The sequence below is a fragment of the Streptomyces sp. R41 genome (assembly GCF_041053055.1).
Classification (GTDB): domain Bacteria; phylum Actinomycetota; class Actinomycetes; order Streptomycetales; family Streptomycetaceae; genus Streptomyces.
In genome coordinates, this window is record NZ_CP163443.1 from 6,752,638 (window position 1) to 6,768,110 (window position 15,473).

A 15,473-nucleotide genomic window follows, 5' to 3' on the forward strand; every position below is an offset into this window, starting at 1 on the left:
GTGTGACCAGCATGTTCCGGTGAGGTCATCAGCGGCTACGGGCAAGGGAGTTCCGGGACCGGACATGGCCAGGGGCGGACGCCTTCCGCATGCCCTGGTGTCCGCATTTCAGACGGCACTGTCCACGGAACGGGACAGTTCCTAAGATCCTTTGACGCGAGGGCCGCAGGGAGCGCGGCCCACGGAATGGGGGGCGGACAGGGGTGGACGCACGAGCAAGGGCCCAGGAGCTCTATCGGATCGCCCTCGACGATGCCTCCTGGCACCCCGAGCTGCTCACCGAGGACCGCGGCTGGAACGGTACGGAGTTCGCCGAGGCGCTCCAACTGCTCGGCCGACTCGGCCTGTTCGTGCCGTCGCCCGACACCTCCAACGGCTGGACGGCGCTCTCCCCCGACACCGCCCTGCGTAATCTGCTCCTCGAGGAGGAGCAGCACACGGGCGCGCTGCTCACCGCCGTCCAGCAGACGCGATCCGCGCTCGCGCAGGTCGTGGCGGACTTCCAGCCCGTGCACGCCCGCGAGCTCTCCTCCATACAGATGGAGGTGGTCACGGGCGCGGCCAATGTGTCGGCGGCCCTGGAGGACGCCTCGCAGCGCGTCGAGGAGGAGGTCCTGTCGCTGCATCCGGGCCGTGCGCTGCCCGCCGGGATGATCGAGGCGGGCTTCGAACGAGACCGGCTCGCACTGGGCCGCGGCGTACGCATTCGTACGATCCATCTCGGCTCGGCGGCCGCCGTACCGCACATGGCCGCCTATCTGCGCCGCCTCGGCGGCGCGGGCGCCCAGGTGCGCACCACGCACACGCTGCCGCTGCGCCTGATCGTGGTGGACCGCTCGCTGGCGATCGTGCCGGCTCCGCAGCCGGCGGACGGGGAGATCGCCGCGGTGGTGCTGCGCAGCGAGACGCTGGTCGACGTGTTCAGAGGGGTCTTCGAGCACTGCTGGGCGGGTGCGAGCGTGCTGACGGACACGGCCGCCGGAGTCGAACCCGGCGACGGCGACGGCGACTGGCGGCCCACCGGCCGTCACCGCGAGCTGGTGCGGATGCTCGCCGGGGGACTGACCGACGAGGCGATGGCCCGCAAGCTCGCGGTCTCCGAGCGTACGGTTCGCCGCCTCGTCTCCGAGCTGACCGAGAGGCTAGGCGCGGCCAGCCGCTTCCAGGCCGGTGTCTGCGCCGTCCGGCTCGGCTGGCTCGACGACTGACCCCGCCGGCTTCGCCCGGTCCACCGCTGCCTCCCGCTGCTGCGGTACGGCCGCGGTCCGCCCCCACGCCGTCCCCGCGAGGACGAGCAGCGCGCCCACGAGTCCGACCCATCCCGGCCGGTCCCCCGCGAGTGCGATGCCGACCACCGCGGCCCATACCGGCTCCGTGCCGAGCAGCAGACTGACCCGCGAGGGAGACGTCCTGCGCACCGCCCACATCTGCACGAAGAACGCGAACAGCGTGCAGAACGCCGACAGGTACAGCAGCCCCAGCCAGTCCCCGGTCCCGAAGTCCGCCGCGGCCGCCCACGGCGTGCCCCCGGTCCCCGGTGCCGCCAAGAGCAGCGCGAACACCGCGACGGCGCTGCCCAGTTGGACCGTGGTCATCGACAGGGCGTCCGCGGCCTGCACCGACTCCATTCGCGACATCGCGAGGACGTGGACGGTACGGGCGACGGCCGCGCCCAGCATCAGCAGATCGCCGAGCGACGGCTCGCTGAAGCCGGCGCCTTGTGTCAGGAGCAGCACGCCGAGCACCGAGAGCCCCGCCGCGGTGACGAACGACCGGGACAGCTTCGTCCCCCGCATCCGGCTCTCGGCGATCGGCGTGAAGATCATGGTGAGGCTGATGATGAGCCCGGCGTTGGTGGCCGAGGTGTGCACGACACCGTACGTCTCGAGCAGGAAGATCCCGGCCAGGATCAGCCCGAGGACGCCGGCCCCGCGTATCTGCGCGTTGCTCAGCGCCCGCAGCTTCCGCCACCCGGCGACGACCAGCACAGGCAGCACCACGGCGAACCGCAGCACGAGCACCGCCAGCACGGTCTGCGTCGTGGTGACGCCCTTGGCGGCGAGGTAGCTGGAGCCCCACACCACTGCGACCAGCAGGACGGGCAGATCGGTCAGCCAGGCACGGCGGGCCGCGGTGGCGCTCATCGGGAACTCCTCAACAGGCTCGGTCGGAACGGATGCGGCTCAGCGTGCGGTGTAGGCGATGACCAGTACGTCGCGATGGGCGGCGAGTTCGGGGTCCACCGGCTGCACCGGGGTCACCGAGTGCAGAGTGCGGCGGTCGTCGCCGAGCAGCAGGTCCCCCGGCTCGGACAGCGTAGTGGTGAGCAGATGCTCGCCCTCGTCGGTGTAGACGCCGCTCTCGCCGCCGGTGACGTTGGCGCGGCCGATCATCAGCGAGGTGATGAACGTGACCCCGTCGCGGTGCCTGCCTTCCGGCGCGGGCTGGCCCTTCTGGTCGGCGGATGCACTGATGCGGTACGGGTGGAGCTTCACGTTCCACGACCTCGTACCGTCGACTGCGCTGAAGATCCGGCCAAGTTCGACGAGCACGGAGCGCAGCAGCGGGTCGCCCGCGAAGGAGTCGGTCAGCGGGTCGAAGACGCGCTCGATGCCGCCGTTGAGCGGGTTGATGTCGGATTCCTGACGGTACGGAGCGTGCGGCAGGAGCGTGAGCTCGTCGGCGGCCGGGTCGAGCTCGAACTGGCCGTACCGCCGGAAGCGGTAGGTGCCGCCGTCGGCCATGTACGTGTCGAGGGTGAGCTCGTCCCAGTGCGCGGCGAACCGCGCCCAGTCGGCGGTGTCGACGCCGACGAGGGCGGACAGCGCTGCGGCGGGCATGAGGTGTCCGCCGGGCCCGGCGAGGGCGTTGACGGCGTCGACGGCGACGGGGTGGGCAACGGCAGTGGTCATGGAAGTGCTCCGTACGTATCAGTGGTTCGGTGTTCGGTGGTCCGAGAAGTTCGGGCGTCGACGGATCAGGGGATCAGCGGATCAGGCCGCGGCGAGCAGCGCCCCGGTCCGGTCGAACGGTGCCGACTCGGCGTTGATCGCGTGCTCCTCCCAGGCCTCCCGGTCGCGCAGATAGAGCGGCCGTCCTGCGGTGATGGAGCGCGTGTCGGCGCCGCCGGTGCGCAGTCGCCAGGTCACGGACCCGGTGGTACGGGACGCGCAGGCGTCGATGAACGCCTGGACGGTGAGCCGCAGTTCACCGAACCAGCGGCCCTCGAGGGCCTCGCGTGTCCACACCTGCTCCAAGTGCCTTTTCTCCCGGATGAGTTCGGCATCCAGGCAGGCGCTCTCGACGTGCCGGTAGCTGCTGAGCAGCAGCCAGGCGGCGGGCATCTCGCGGATCTCCAGGACCTTCTCGCCGTGGTCGAGGTGCTCGAGCCCGGAGTAGCGGCCCAGTCCGTACGCGCCGACCCGCCGGTTGAGCCGGTCGACGAGGTCGGTCAGCGGCAGCGGCTCGCCGTCGAGGGCGACGGGCAGCCCTTGCGCGAACATGACCGTGAGGTCGTCGGTCTCGCCGAGTGCGGCGGTCGGCCGGCTCCAGGCATACATCTCGTTGGGGACCTCGTGCAGTTCGGGGTCGTCGAGGATGCCCGACTCGAACTCGCGGCACCACAGGTTGGAGTCACCGCTGACGATCCGCCCGGCGAGCAGATCGATGCCGGCGGCCCGCAGCTCGACGAGCTTGTCGTCGCGGGTGACGGGGTCCAGGTCGTACGGGCTGCCGAACGCGCCCTCGTAACCGAGCAGCCGCAGCGCCCCGTTGAGCCGGCGCAGGGTGTTCTGCGAGCGGTTGGCGGTGTGCAGCACGGCCTGGGCGTCGAGACCCCGGGCCAGCTCGACCGCGCTGTGGGCGATCAGCGGGCGGCTCAGCGTGGAGCTGACCGGGTGGATGCCGAGATAAACGGCCTGGGCGGCGATCGCCGGGGCGACGTACCGCGCGGCGAACTCCTCGCGCCGGTCGAGAATGTGGATCGTCGCCCCGAGCGCCTCGGCGACCTGACGCTTGTAAGCACTGGACTCGTCCTCGCCGATGTCGACGCTCACGGCGTGCACCTCGCGCACGCCCATCCGGCGCAGCCGCAACAGCAGGTACGAGCTGTCCAGGCCGCCACTGAACAGGGTCACGACGGGACGGTCGGGGTCGAGCTCTTCGAGCTGCGAGAAGGAACGTATGAGCGGGGGACGCATGGCCTCTCCAACCTCTGCACTGGTCACGGAGGAGGAGACTTCCGTGCGCGACGACCCCGGACAATGGATTCCGGGCGGCCGCGCCCGGCCATGGCCGGACCCGGAAAGCCCGCCGACGCCCATGTCGCGCCATCACGTGGGGGATCTCCTGAACACCCGCGCTGGGACACCGAGGAGTGGCAGGACATCGACGCCTGGGCGCGCTCCTGCGCCGAGCTGTTTTGGCGGTCATACGGACAGGACCCAGGAGAGTCGGGTATCCCCTTTCTCGCGGACACACTGCGGCGCTTCGCGGAAGCCTTCGCACCGGAGCCCTTCGACACGCGCGTATTGCTGCGTATGTGGGAACCGACGAGCATGCCTCTACAGGTCTTCACCGTGGTCAGGCCCGCACAGGGGGACCGCGAGGAGATGGTGCGGTTCCTCGTCGGGGCGGAAGACCAGGACGCCATTGAGCCGCCAGTGGTCGAGTCCTTCCACGCGGAACTGCTCGGCGCGGGGTTGAGGGCATTCCGCTATCTGCGGCAGGAAGACACCCCAGAAGTGCTTGCCGCACTCCGCTCCGCCTGGCGCGAGAAGGAAGTTGGCGCCGGCGTGGTGCTGTGGACCGCCACGCCGTGCGGGACAGGGAGCGACACGGCCCGTCGCATCCTGGGCCGCCGGCTGGGCCTCCTGACACGATGCCCTCGGAATGGCCCGTAAACGACGTCGGCGAGGTCCGTGGTGCGAAAGATCATCCTGATGATGTCGGTGTCCCTCGACGGGTTCATCGAGGGGCCGAACCGTGAGATCGACTGGCACGTGGTCGACGCCGAGTTGCACCGGCACTTCAACAGGGAGATCCGGGAGTTCGGTGCCCTGCTGAGCGGGCGGGTGACGTACGAGCTGATGGCCGGGTTCTGGCCGACGGCCGACAAGGACCCGGAGAGTACGCCCGAGGTGGTCGAGTTCGCCGGGATCTGGCGGAACATGCCCAAGGTGGTGTTCTCGCGGACGCTGCAGCGCGGCGAGGGGCACACCACCATCGTGCGGGAGGTCGTGCCCGAGGAGATCCGGGCGCTCAAGGAGCAGCCGGGCGGGAATCTCGGGCTCGGCGGGGCCGATCTCGCAGCCGCGTTCATGCGGCACGACCTCGTGGACGAATTCTGGGTGTACGTCCATCCGGTGCTGATCGGGCGCGGAAAGCCGCTGTTCCCGGAGGCGGACGCCCTGACCCGGCTTCGGCTCATCGAGGCGCGGGTCTTCGGCAACGGTGTCGTACAGCTGAGGTACGAGCGTGCCAACGCCGCCGAATCGTAAAAAAGTTGTCCCGCGGGTGGGCCCCGGGTAGGAAGAGCGCATGACTGGACTCGGCGCTGTGTTCCGACCCCAACTTCCTCCCGAGCGGCTCCGTGCCATGGCCCGCGTCGCGGACGACGCGGGCCTTGAGGAGCTGTGGCTGTGGGAGGACTGCTTCCTCGAAGGAGGGATCTCCGCCGCCGCGGCCGCCCTCGCCTGGACCGAACGAGTGCGCGTCGGGGTGGGACTGCTCCCCGTCCCGCTGCGGAACGTCGCCGTCACCGCGATGGAGACCGCCACGCTGCACCGGCTGTTCCCGGGGCGCGCCATCGTGGGCGTCGGCCACGGCGTACAGGACTGGATGGGGCAGGTCGGGGCGCGGGCCGAGTCGCCCGTGACGCTGCTGCGCGAGTACCTCGACGCGCTGCGGGCGCTGCTGCGGGGGGAGCGGGTCACCACCGACGGGCGGTACGTGAAGCTCGACGGCGTCGCCCTCGACTGGCCGCCCACCGGGGCGCCCGAGGTCCTCGCCGGCGCCACCGGGCCCCGTACGCTCCGGCTCTCCGGCGAGGCCGCCGACGGCACCATCCTCACCGCCTCCACCACGCCCGAAGGGGTACGGCGGGCACGCCAACTCATCGACGAGGGGCGGCAGTCGGCCGGTCGGACCGACGATCACCGGGTCGTCGTCTACCTCCACACCGCCACCGGGCCCGACGCCGCCGCCCGGCTGCGCGCCGAGATCGAGGCCAACGGGGAGGATCCGGTCCCGGAACACGGAGCCGCCGGTGACGCGGGCGCCGTCGCCAAAGCCGTCCAGCGCCTCGTGGACGCCGGCGCCGACACCGTCATCCTCCAGCCCACCGCCGACGAACCGGATCCCGAAGGGTTCGTACGGTTCGTGGCTCAGGAAGTGCGCCCGCTGATCCCCTGATCCCTGGCGCGGCGGTGAGTGTCAGTGGCCGGTGCCACACTCGGTGAGCATGGATGAGGACGTACGTCTGAGGGACGTGACCGAGGCCGATCTGGAGCCGTTGTACGAGCAGCAGCTGGACGCGGAGGCGGTGCGGCGTTCGAGGTTTCCCTCCCGGGAGCGGGAGGCCTTCATGACCCACTGGGCCACGAAGATCCTCGGCGACAGCACCGTCTTCGTCCAGACGGTCACCGTCGACGGCGAGCCGGCCGGCTCCCTCGTCGCCTGGTGGGAAGGGCAGCGGCGCTACATCGGCTACTGGTTCGGCCGCCCCTACTGGGGCCGCGGCATCGGCACCCGAGCCCTCGCCCTCTTCCTGCGCGCCGAGAAGAACCGCCCCCTGTACGCCGACCCCTTCATCGGCAACACCGCCTCGGTACGCCTCCTGGAGAGGCACGGCTTCCACCACGCGGGAACCATCTACCACGGCGACAACGACCACGCCTTGCTCGTACTCGACGCATGACCGCCCCCGCGATCCCCCGCCCCCACGGCGCCCCCGGGCTTGGGCCACCGCCCGGTTTTTTCGCCCCCTCCGCCCCTACCCGTCCCGTCCCCGGGGGCTCCGCCCCCCAGACCCCCCGTATCGGCCTGAACGGCCTCGTCCTCAAACGCCGGACGGGCTGAAAAGCGCCCCCGCAGCCGCGAACGCACAGAAGGGGGCCGTGCCGCAGGCCCCACCCACCCGCAGCCGCGAACGCACGGGAGGGGGCCGTGCCGCAAGCTCCACGCACCCGCACCCGCACCCGCAGCCGCGAACGCACGGGAGGGGGCCGTGCCGCAAGCTCCACGCACCCGCACCCGCAGCCGCGAGCGCACGGGAGGGGGCCGTGCCGCAAGCTCCACGCACCCGCACCCGCACCCGCAGCCGCGAACGCACGGGAGGGGGCCGTGCCGCAAGCTCCACGCACCCGCAGCCGCGAACGCACGGAAGGGGCCGTGCCGGTACATCGAATGCCCGTCGCTTACGCCCGGATCTGGAAACGGCTCCCCACAACCCAACGTCTGATCCACCGGCGACGGGCGGATGTACCGGCACGGCCCCGACCCCCACCGACCCGCAGGCGCGGCCGCAGGCACCGCAGGCACCGCAGGCACCCGCAGGCACCGCAGGCACCCGCAGGCACCCGCACCACCCCGATCACCCCGGCCGATGATCCCCCGCACTCCCGTCGATCAGCTCCCGCACGATGTCCATGTGCCCCGCGTGCCGGGCCGTCTCCTCGATCATGCGGATCAGGACCCAGCGCAGCGAGACCGTCGTGCCGTTCCACGACGTGCCCAGGTCGTCGAGCGACAGCTCGGAGATGGTGCGGTCTGCGGCGGCGCGGGCACGGCCGTAGAACTCGACGATCCGGGCCGTCGTCTCGCCCTGCCCCGCGCTCATGTCCTCCGCACCGGCCGGGTCGAACCACAGCGGCTCGACCTCGCGCCCGAAGGTCGAGCAGAACCAGCCGTACTCGACGGACGCGAGGTGCTTCACCAGACCCAGCAGGTTGGTGCCCGACGGCGTCATCACGCGTCGTACCTGCTCGTCGTCGAGGCCCTCCAGTTTCCAGAGCACCGCGTCCCGATGCCGGCTGAGACTCGCGTGCAGACTTTCCTTCTCGCCCCCGGTGTACGGCACCCGGACGGCCCCTGGATTCGTCGTCATGCGCGGAACGTAGCAGCGGGCACCGACAACGCCCGGCGGAGGAAATTCCCTCGCGTCCTCGCGTGCCCGTTGAGACGATCCCCGCCATGACCGCCACGTCCCGCACCTTCGAAGAGCTCGTCGCCGAAGCCGAGGCCGCCTCCGTGGACGGCTGGGACTTCTCCTGGTTCGAGGGCCGGGCCACCGAGGAGCGGCCCTCGTGGGGGTACGCGCGGGCGATGGGCGAGCGGCTGGCCCGCGCGTCCGCCGCGCTCGACATCCAGACCGGCGGCGGCGAAGTCCTGGGCTCCGCCCCGAAGCTGCCCCCGCTCACCGCCGCCACCGAGGGCTGGCCGCCGAACGTCGCCAGGGCCACCGCCCTGCTCCACCCGCGCGGCGCCGTGGTCGTCGCCTCCCCGCAGGACGCGCCGCTCCCGTTCGCGGACGAGGCCTTCGACCTGGTCACCAGCCGGCACCCGGTACGGACGTACTGGGACGAGATCGCCCGCGTGCTGCGCCCCGGCGGCACGTACTTCTCCCAGCAGGTCGGCCCGGCGAGCGTCTTCGAACTCGTCGAGTACTTCGTCGGTCCGCAGCCGGAGGAGGTCAAGAACGGCCGCCACCCCGACCGTGCCCGCGCCGCCGCCGAGGCCGCCGGGCTCGACATCGTGGACCTGCGCGCGGAGCGGTTGCGCATCGAGTTCTACGACATCGGTGCCGTCGTCCACTTCCTGCGCAAGGTGATCTGGATGGTGCCCGGCTTCACCGCCGACCAGTACAGACCCCAACTCCAGGCCCTGCACGAGCAGATCCAGGCGAAGGGCCCGTTCGTCGCCCACAGCACCCGCTTCCTGATCGAGGCGCGCAAGCGGGGCAGTGCCACGTCGCGCAAGCCGGGGGCATGAGGCTCAGGCATGCGCTCCCGCCGTCACCTTCCCCACGACCAACTCCGGCTTCGCTTCGAGGACTTCGCCCACCCGCTCCGCCTGCCGCGCCAACTCCCGCTCCCGCGCGGCCGCCAGCCGTCCCAGCGGCTCCACCGTGACCGTCGTACGCCGCCCCTGACGCCGCTGGTGCCAGACCCCGGCGACCACGCCGTCGACCAGCAGCACCGGGTAGTTCCCGGCCTGCCCGCCGGCGAGGGCGCGCCCGTACGCCGCACCGGGGAACAGCAGCTCACGCGGCTGGCAGCCAATGGCGTACGCGTCGAAGTAGGGCAGCAGCCGCACCCCGCGCACCGGCTCCCCCGGAAACTCCGTGTCGCCCGCCGCCACCCACGCCGGACCGCCCTCGAAGCCGACCTCCTCGATCTCCCCGGCGTCCGCCAGCGAAGCGAAGAGTTCCAGAGCCCAACCCCGGGGCGCCGCTGCCCACTTGGCGAAGTGCGGTGCCGTCGAGGGTCCGTAGGCGCGCAGATAGCGCCGTACGAGAAGGGAGAGCCCCTCGTCGGCAGCGAGCGGCTCGAAACGCGGGGGGCGTGTGTACGTCACCTTGCGCCCCCGGTTCGGGCCGAAGCACAGTGCGCCCCGCTGGCCCGCCCGGTGCATCACCTGGCGCCAGCGGGGCCACATCTCCTGGAACGCGGGCATCACCAGGTCCCCGGCCCACGGTCCGGTGCGCGCCACGACCTCCTCGCCCAGCTCGTCGATGGTGAGGGACACGCCGTCCAGGGCGTCACCGATCGCCGCGACGACCTCGTCCGCCTGCGCCTCGGTGACCCGCACGTCCGGCGGGAACGGGCTCGCGCCGGACGGGATCGCCGTCAACGCGGCGGTCCAGAGGGGGAGTTCGGCCGACGGAAGCAGGTGCAGCGTGCCCCGTGGGCCGTATGTCTTCACCAGCGTGCGGTCCTCCCACAACGCCGCGCGTACGTCCGCCCGGGTCACCCCGTCGGCCCGGACCCCCACCGACAGCTCGGCCGCCGACAGCACCTGGGCGTGCGCGCCGAGCATCGCGCCGACCACTTCGGCGACCGGCGTGCCGGCCTTCGCGGGAACGGCCAGGAACTGCCGTTCCATACGCCGCGCGCTCGCCTCGTCCCATGTGATCCTCAAGGTCATGGGGCGACGCTAAACCGCAAAGAGGTCAGATCCTGTCCGCTGTGCCGGACATCCTCATGGCGCGCCATCCTGCCGAACCTGACGAGGAGTTGACCATGTCGAAGGGCAAGGGCCCCTACACCTGCGGTCTCGACGCCGCCGTGGATGTCGTCGGCGGCAAGTGGAAGCCAATGATCCTGTGGGCGCTGCACGCGGGCGGGACGCTGCGCTTCGGGGAGCTGCGACGCCATGTCTCGGGGGTCAGCGAGAAGGTGCTGAGCCAGCAGCTGCGCGAGCTGGAGGCCGACGGGATCGTGCACCGGGAGGTGTACGGGGAGGTGCCGCCCAGGGTGGAGTACTCGCTGACCGACCTCGGTGAGACGCTCAACACCGCCCTGCTGCCACTGGGCGAATGGGGTGATCGACACATGCGTGAGCTGATTGACCGAAAACACCCCAATGAAGCCCACTCCGCGTGAGACGGCCGTCCGTATCGCGGACGTGTGCCGGGTATCACGGGCCACATCTCCACAGGTTTTCCACATCGTTATCGAGGGTGGCTCGCCTCGCCTGTTCGCCTCACGTAAGTTCAGACCAAGGTAATTCGCGTGAGCAAAGCTGCGCGTGTGGCACCGCGCAGTGGAGGGGGCTGCGTGGTGCTGCCTCCACACTCTGACGTGACGTCACACCTCGTGGACCGTGACCCGTACCCCGCGCCGCACCCCCCAGCGCTCCATCGCCCCGGCCTCCGCCTCCAGGACGCGCCGGGCCCGCGGGCGCGGCAGTCCCACCCGGCCCGGACGCATCGTCCGCACCGTCAGGACCCGCGACTTCCGGTCCAGATAGGCGACGTCGATCGCGAACCGCATCCCCACCGTGTGCACCGAACTCGCCGGACTCAGCAGCAGCGCGCCCTCGATCCCGTCGCGCCCGAGCAGTCCGCGCCGACGGGCGCGCGCCGACTCGGCGAGTTCGAGCGGCACCGGCTCGCTCGACTCGGGAGTGGTGAACGTGACCATGGCTGCGAAGTTAGCGGCGGCGTCAAGCGGGCGTGAGCCGCGGGCATCACCCGCCTGGAGTACGTCCGGGCGAGTCGGCGAGGAAATCACAACCGGGCGCAAACCCATCGGATCTCTCCGGATCCTCCGCGATTCCCTTTGAATCGGCTGTGATTCGGCCATGATCAGGCCCTGAATCGGGGCTTCCGGGCCCATCGGGGCGTCGTCGGCCGGTTTCGGAGAGTAGTTGTGGCACGCCGATGCACGCAGCATCACTTACGAAGGGTTATGGTGGAAACCCCCCCTCGGGCCGGTCCGTCTCCCCCCCACGGACCGGCCCGTTTTTTCTGCCCGCACGCGGTGGCCCGACGGGCGCCCCCGTGCGCCCCCGGCCCCGCCGACACACGCACCGGTGACTCAGTGCCCACCGGCGGCCGGCTCGCCGACCGGCGTCAGCTCCGACCGGCCCAGATGTTCGTGCCCGGCGTCGACACCGCGAACGTGTCGATCTCCTTCAGCTCCTCGTCCGTGAGCTTCGGCGCCGACAGCGCCGCCACGTTCTCCTCCAGCTGCGCCACGCTGGACGCGCCGATGAGGGCGGAGGTCATCCGCTCGTCGCGCAGCACCCAGGTGAGCGCGAGCTGGGCGAGGGACTGACCGCGGCGCGCCGCGATGTCGTTCAGCCCGTTCAGTCGGCGTACCACCTCCTCGCTCAGCAGGTTCGGGTCGAGCGACTTGCCCTGCGTGGCGCGCGAGCCCTCCGGGATGCCCTTGAGGTACTTGCCCGTCAGCAGGCCCTGCGCGAGCGGCACGAAGGAGATGCATCCCATGCCGGCGTCCTCGAGCGTGTCGAGGAGTGCGTCGTCCTCCGTCCAGCGGTTGATCATCGAGTACGAGGGCTGGTGGATGAGCGGACGGACACCCATGTCGGTGAGGATCCGGGCCGCCTCGGCGGTCTGCTCGCTGGTGTACGACGACACGCCGACGTACAGCGCCTTGCCCTGCCGGACCGCGGACGCGAGCGCGCCCATCGTCTCCTCCAGCGGAGTGTCCGGATCGAAGCGATGCGAATAGAAGATGTCGACGTAGTCGACGCCCATCCGCTTCAGGGACGCGTCCAGGGACGACAGCAGGTACTTGCGGGAGCCCCACTCGCCGTACGGGCCGGGGTGCATGAGGTAGCCCGCTTTGGTCGAGATGACCAGCTCGTCCCGGTATGGCGCGAAGTCCTGCCTCAGCAGTGTGCCGAAGTTGAGCTCGGCCGAGCCGGGCGGCGGGCCGTAGTTGTTCGCCAGGTCGAAGTGGGTGACGCCCAGGTCGAAGGCGCGGCGCAGGATCGCGCGCTGGGAGTCCAGCGAGCGGTCGTCGCCGAAGTTGTGCCACAGGCCGAGCGAGACGGCGGGCAGCTTGAGGCCGCTGCGGCCCGTACGCCGGTATTCCATCGAGTCGTACCGGTCCGTTGCGGCGCGGTATACAGACGTGTCGTTCATGCACAGGAAACTACGTGAGAGCACTGACACCCCATAGCAACGCCTCAGTTTTCCGGGGGTAGGCTTCGCCCCGGGGGACCGCCATACGGACAGGGACTGTGCTCGCTCGCGCCTGTCCGACCCGCACGGAGGGGCTGACAACACGTGACCTTGCGCGACAACCTGCGCCGTCTGCTGGTCAGGTTCTATGCACGCAGGGTGGAAGGCCACCTCGACCACGACCAGGTGCCCAAGCACATCGGGGTCATCATGGACGGCAACCGGCGCTGGGCGAAGGCCGCGGGCTCCACCACGGCCCAGGGTCACCGGGCCGGCGCCGACAAGATCGAGGAATTCCTCGGCTGGTGCTCCGAGACCGATGTCGAGGTCGTCACCCTGTGGCTGTTGTCCACGGACAACTTCGACCGCCCGCAGGAGGAGCTGGGCCCGCTGCTCGGCATCATCGAGGGCGTCGTCCGCACCCTCGCGGCCGACGGCCGCTGGCGTGTGCACCACGTGGGCACGCCCGACCTGCTGCCCTCGGGAATGCAGACCGTATTGAAGGAGGCCGAGGAGTCCACCGCGCACGTCGACGGGATACTCGTCAACGTCGCCATCGGCTACGGCGGCAGGCAGGAGATCGCCGACGCCGTCCGCTCGATGCTCCTCGACGCCCATGAGAAGGGCACCTCGATCGAGGACCTCGCCGACACGGTCGACATCGACCTCATCGGCAAGCACCTCTACACCGGCGCCCAGCCCGACCCGGACCTGGTGATCCGCACCAGCGGCGAGCAGCGGCTGTCCGGATTCATGCTCTGGCAGACGGCCCACTCCGAGTACTACTTCTGCGAAGTCTTCTGGCCGGCCTTCCGCAAGGTCGACTTCCTGCGTGCCCTGCGCGATTACGCGGCGCGACACCGTCGTTACGGCGGCTGATCCCACCGGCACCCCGGGACCGTACGTCACCAGGAGTTAACGAACGCGCCGTCATATGCCTTGGCATGGCGTGGCCTGTTCGAGGGCATAAGCCTTCCAGGTCGATGCCCGAACCACGGGTGTCGGTTCTCAGCGGACGGCACGGGGCCGTCCGCCCGGGAGGCCCTTTGCACCAGCCCGACCGTGCGGTCAGTACGGACGAGACGGAGGGCCGGTTTCCGGCCCGCGCAATGCGGCCAGGACCGGTCCAGCTCCTCTCCGTCGCTCCCCGACCTCATCCGAGGGGGTACGTCCTTCCGTGGTGACCAGCACAAAGCGCCACAAGCCAGACCGGCGCACTTATGTTCTCGACACCAGCGTCCTGCTGGCCGACCCGAATGCCCTGAACCGCTTCGACGAGCACGAGGTCGTGCTTCCGATCGTCGTGGTCACGGAACTGGAGGCCAAGAGGCACCATCCCGAACTCGGCTACTTCGCCCGGCAGGCGCTGCGCCTGCTCGACGAGTTCCGGGTGCGGCACGGCCGCCTCGACTCTCCCATCCCGATCGGGGACCTCGGCGGGACCGTACGCGTCGAGCTCAATCACTCGGACCCCAGCGTGCTGCCCAGCGGCTACCGCCTGGGGGACAACGACTCCCGGATCCTCGCGGTCGCCCGCAATCTGCAGGCCGAGGGGTACGACGTCACGGTCGTGTCGAAGGACCTGCCGCTGAGGATCAAGGCCTCGTCCGTCGGACTCCTGGCCGAGGAGTACCGCGCGGAACTCGCCATCACGGGCTCTTCCGGCTGGACCGGAATGTCCGAGCTGACCCTCTCGGGCGAGCAGGTGGACGTCCTCTTCGACGTGGGCCACGCCTATGTCCCCGAGGCGGCCGAACTGCCGGTGCACACGGGCCTGACGATCCAGTCGGAGCGTGGCAAGGCGCTGGGGCGCGTGACGTCCGAGGGCAACGTCCGTCTCGTACGCGGCGATCGGGAGGCCTTCGGCATCAAGGGCCGCAGCGCCGAGCAGCGCATCGCCCTTGATCTGCTGCTCGACCCCGACATCGGGATCGTGTCGATGGGCGGCCGGGCCGGCACCGGCAAGTCCGCGCTCGCGCTCTGCGCGGGCCTGGAGGCCGTCCTCGAGCGGCGCCAGCACCAGAAGGTGATGGTCTTCCGGCCGCTGTACGCGGTGGGCGGGCAGGAGCTCGGCTATCTGCCCGGCTCCGAGTCCGAGAAGATGAGCCCCTGGGCACAGGCGGTCTTCGACACCCTCTCCGCGGTCACCAGCCGCGAGGTCATCGAGGAGGTCACCGCGCGCGGCATGCTGGAGGTCCTGCCGCTCACCCACATCCGCGGCCGCTCCCTCCACGACGCTTTTGTGATCGTGGACGAGGCCCAGTCGCTGGAACGGAATGTATTGCTGACCGTTCTGTCCCGAATCGGCGCCAATTCACGGGTTGTTCTCACCCATGACGTGGCACAAAGGGACAATCTGCGCGTCGGCCGATATGACGGAGTAGTCGCGGTGGTCGAGAAGTTGAAAGGCCATCCGCTCTTCGCGCATGTGACCCTCAATCGGTCCGAGAGGTCCCAGATTGCTGCTCTTGTGACCGAAATGCTGGAGGACGGTCAGATCTGACCCTACTCATCCCACCTGGTCAAAGGGTGGCGGATACACGGTAGTTGGCGCCGTCCGGCAAAGGCGAGAGAGCCTAGCCGGGCGGCGTCTTGGCGTGTGCTCGTTTCCGGAAAACTCCTGGGGCAAACGAGGTGTGAGCTTTCACACGCAACTCAGAATTGCCTTGCGGCGTCGGGTTACGGCAGAGTCTCACTCCTGTCAGGCCCCGCATACGACACACCTGTACCCCCAGCGGTACGGCACCACAGGAACCTCAGAACTCCATAGAGCCGTCGTATGCCGCCCGAGCACCACGCGGCGCTCCCCTCGCGGGAGTTGCCC

Annotated in this window: 16 protein-coding genes; 9 read left to right on the forward strand and 7 right to left on the reverse strand. The window is 70.2% G+C overall.

Annotation, left to right across the window (positions count from 1 at the left end):
* Positions 1-203: 203 nt before the first annotated feature.
* Complete coding sequence (locus AB5J53_RS30950; RefSeq protein WP_369248904.1) at positions 204-1,208, forward strand: LuxR C-terminal-related transcriptional regulator; 1,005 nt, start codon at positions 204-206, stop codon at positions 1,206-1,208.
* Here the strand turns inward: AB5J53_RS30950 and AB5J53_RS30955 are convergent.
* The 3 genes from AB5J53_RS30955 to AB5J53_RS30965 form a co-directional block, all read right to left on the reverse strand.
* Positions 1,143-2,144 (reverse strand): DMT family transporter, encoded by a 1,002-nt coding sequence (locus AB5J53_RS30955; RefSeq protein WP_369248905.1) that lies wholly within the window; start codon positions 2,142-2,144, stop codon positions 1,143-1,145. The two genes, AB5J53_RS30950 and AB5J53_RS30955, sit on opposite strands and share 66 nt — an antisense overlap.
* Positions 2,145-2,183: 39 nt before the next feature.
* The gene (locus AB5J53_RS30960; protein ID WP_369248906.1) at positions 2,184-2,912 is read right to left on the reverse strand and encodes a 2OG-Fe dioxygenase family protein; all 729 of its coding nucleotides are present in this window, start codon (positions 2,910-2,912) and stop codon (positions 2,184-2,186) included.
* 81 nt (positions 2,913-2,993) lie between these two features.
* Positions 2,994-4,199: an argininosuccinate synthase-related protein gene (locus tag AB5J53_RS30965; protein ID WP_369248907.1), complete on the reverse strand. Its 1,206-nt coding sequence runs from the start codon at positions 4,197-4,199 to the stop codon at positions 2,994-2,996.
* A gap of 90 nt (positions 4,200-4,289) precedes the next feature.
* On the opposite strand from AB5J53_RS30965, the gene AB5J53_RS30970 reads away from it, so the two are divergent.
* Genes AB5J53_RS30970 through AB5J53_RS30985 form a run of 4 tightly spaced genes read left to right on the forward strand, consistent with a single transcriptional unit; the run spans position 4,290 to position 6,916 of the window.
* Positions 4,290-4,901 carry a hypothetical protein gene (locus tag AB5J53_RS30970; RefSeq protein WP_369248908.1) on the forward strand — a complete coding sequence of 204 codons (612 nt, stop codon included), beginning with the start codon at positions 4,290-4,292 and terminating at the stop codon, positions 4,899-4,901.
* 21 nt (positions 4,902-4,922) lie between these two features.
* Positions 4,923-5,498: a dihydrofolate reductase family protein gene (locus tag AB5J53_RS30975; RefSeq protein WP_369248909.1), complete on the forward strand. Its 576-nt coding sequence runs from the start codon at positions 4,923-4,925 to the stop codon at positions 5,496-5,498.
* A gap of 40 nt (positions 5,499-5,538) precedes the next feature.
* Entirely contained in the window at positions 5,539-6,411 is an 873-nt protein-coding gene (locus tag AB5J53_RS30980) for an LLM class flavin-dependent oxidoreductase (protein WP_369248910.1), read from the forward strand.
* A gap of 49 nt (positions 6,412-6,460) precedes the next feature.
* Positions 6,461-6,916 carry a GNAT family N-acetyltransferase gene (locus AB5J53_RS30985; protein WP_369248911.1) on the forward strand — a complete coding sequence of 152 codons (456 nt, stop codon included), beginning with the start codon at positions 6,461-6,463 and terminating at the stop codon, positions 6,914-6,916.
* A gap of 675 nt (positions 6,917-7,591) precedes the next feature.
* Here the strand turns inward: AB5J53_RS30985 and AB5J53_RS30990 are convergent.
* The gene (locus AB5J53_RS30990; protein WP_369248912.1) at positions 7,592-8,104 is read right to left on the reverse strand and encodes a DinB family protein; all 513 of its coding nucleotides are present in this window, start codon (positions 8,102-8,104) and stop codon (positions 7,592-7,594) included.
* A gap of 86 nt (positions 8,105-8,190) precedes the next feature.
* Here AB5J53_RS30990 and AB5J53_RS30995 point away from each other — a divergent pair, with 86 nt between their 5' ends.
* Positions 8,191-8,988 (forward strand): class I SAM-dependent methyltransferase, encoded by a 798-nt coding sequence (locus AB5J53_RS30995; RefSeq protein ID WP_369248913.1) that lies wholly within the window; start codon positions 8,191-8,193, stop codon positions 8,986-8,988.
* A gap of 3 nt (positions 8,989-8,991) precedes the next feature.
* On the opposite strand, the gene AB5J53_RS31000 is transcribed toward AB5J53_RS30995, so the two are convergent.
* Positions 8,992-10,143: a winged helix DNA-binding domain-containing protein gene (locus AB5J53_RS31000; protein ID WP_369248914.1), complete on the reverse strand. Its 1,152-nt coding sequence runs from the start codon at positions 10,141-10,143 to the stop codon at positions 8,992-8,994.
* 95 nt (positions 10,144-10,238) lie between these two features.
* On the opposite strand from AB5J53_RS31000, the gene AB5J53_RS31005 reads away from it, so the two are divergent.
* Entirely contained in the window at positions 10,239-10,601 is a 363-nt protein-coding gene (locus AB5J53_RS31005; protein WP_369252581.1) for a winged helix-turn-helix transcriptional regulator, read from the forward strand.
* Between the two features lie 204 nt (positions 10,602-10,805).
* Here AB5J53_RS31005 and AB5J53_RS31010 read toward each other — a convergent pair whose 3' ends face one another.
* Positions 10,806-11,141 carry a DUF192 domain-containing protein gene (locus tag AB5J53_RS31010; protein ID WP_369248915.1) on the reverse strand — a complete coding sequence of 112 codons (336 nt, stop codon included), beginning with the start codon at positions 11,139-11,141 and terminating at the stop codon, positions 10,806-10,808.
* A 431-nt stretch (positions 11,142-11,572) separates the two neighbouring features.
* The gene (mgrA, locus tag AB5J53_RS31015; protein ID WP_369248916.1) at positions 11,573-12,610 is read right to left on the reverse strand and encodes an L-glyceraldehyde 3-phosphate reductase; all 1,038 of its coding nucleotides are present in this window, start codon (positions 12,608-12,610) and stop codon (positions 11,573-11,575) included.
* 144 nt (positions 12,611-12,754) lie between these two features.
* On the opposite strand from mgrA, the gene AB5J53_RS31020 reads away from it, so the two are divergent.
* Complete coding sequence (locus tag AB5J53_RS31020) at positions 12,755-13,528, forward strand: isoprenyl transferase (RefSeq protein ID WP_369248917.1); 774 nt, start codon at positions 12,755-12,757, stop codon at positions 13,526-13,528.
* A 298-nt stretch (positions 13,529-13,826) separates the two neighbouring features.
* Positions 13,827-15,152 (forward strand): PhoH family protein, encoded by a 1,326-nt coding sequence (locus AB5J53_RS31025; RefSeq protein ID WP_369248918.1) that lies wholly within the window; start codon positions 13,827-13,829, stop codon positions 15,150-15,152.
* Positions 15,153-15,473 lie beyond the last annotated feature (321 nt).

Excerpts from the sequence above, each read along its gene's own strand:
- AB5J53_RS30955 (WP_369248905.1), bottom strand. The coding sequence starts at position 2,144 with ATGAGCGCCACCGCGGCCCGCCGTGCCTGGCTGACCGATCTGCCCGTC.
- AB5J53_RS30960 (WP_369248906.1), bottom strand. The coding sequence starts at position 2,912 with ATGACCACTGCCGTTGCCCACCCCGTCGCCGTCGACGCCGTCAACGCC.
- AB5J53_RS30965 (WP_369248907.1), bottom strand. The coding sequence starts at position 4,199 with ATGCGTCCCCCGCTCATACGTTCCTTCTCGCAGCTCGAAGAGCTCGAC.
- AB5J53_RS30970 (WP_369248908.1), top strand. The coding sequence starts at position 4,290 with ATGGCCGGACCCGGAAAGCCCGCCGACGCCCATGTCGCGCCATCACGT.
- AB5J53_RS30980 (WP_369248910.1), top strand. The coding sequence starts at position 5,539 with ATGACTGGACTCGGCGCTGTGTTCCGACCCCAACTTCCTCCCGAGCGG.
- AB5J53_RS30985 (WP_369248911.1), top strand. The coding sequence starts at position 6,461 with ATGGATGAGGACGTACGTCTGAGGGACGTGACCGAGGCCGATCTGGAG.
- AB5J53_RS30990 (WP_369248912.1), bottom strand. The coding sequence starts at position 8,104 with ATGACGACGAATCCAGGGGCCGTCCGGGTGCCGTACACCGGGGGCGAG.
- AB5J53_RS30995 (WP_369248913.1), top strand. The coding sequence starts at position 8,191 with ATGACCGCCACGTCCCGCACCTTCGAAGAGCTCGTCGCCGAAGCCGAG.
- AB5J53_RS31000 (WP_369248914.1), bottom strand. The coding sequence starts at position 10,143 with ATGACCTTGAGGATCACATGGGACGAGGCGAGCGCGCGGCGTATGGAA.
- AB5J53_RS31005 (WP_369252581.1), top strand. The coding sequence starts at position 10,239 with ATGTCGAAGGGCAAGGGCCCCTACACCTGCGGTCTCGACGCCGCCGTG.
- AB5J53_RS31010 (WP_369248915.1), bottom strand. The coding sequence starts at position 11,141 with ATGGTCACGTTCACCACTCCCGAGTCGAGCGAGCCGGTGCCGCTCGAA.
- mgrA (WP_369248916.1), bottom strand. The coding sequence starts at position 12,610 with ATGAACGACACGTCTGTATACCGCGCCGCAACGGACCGGTACGACTCG.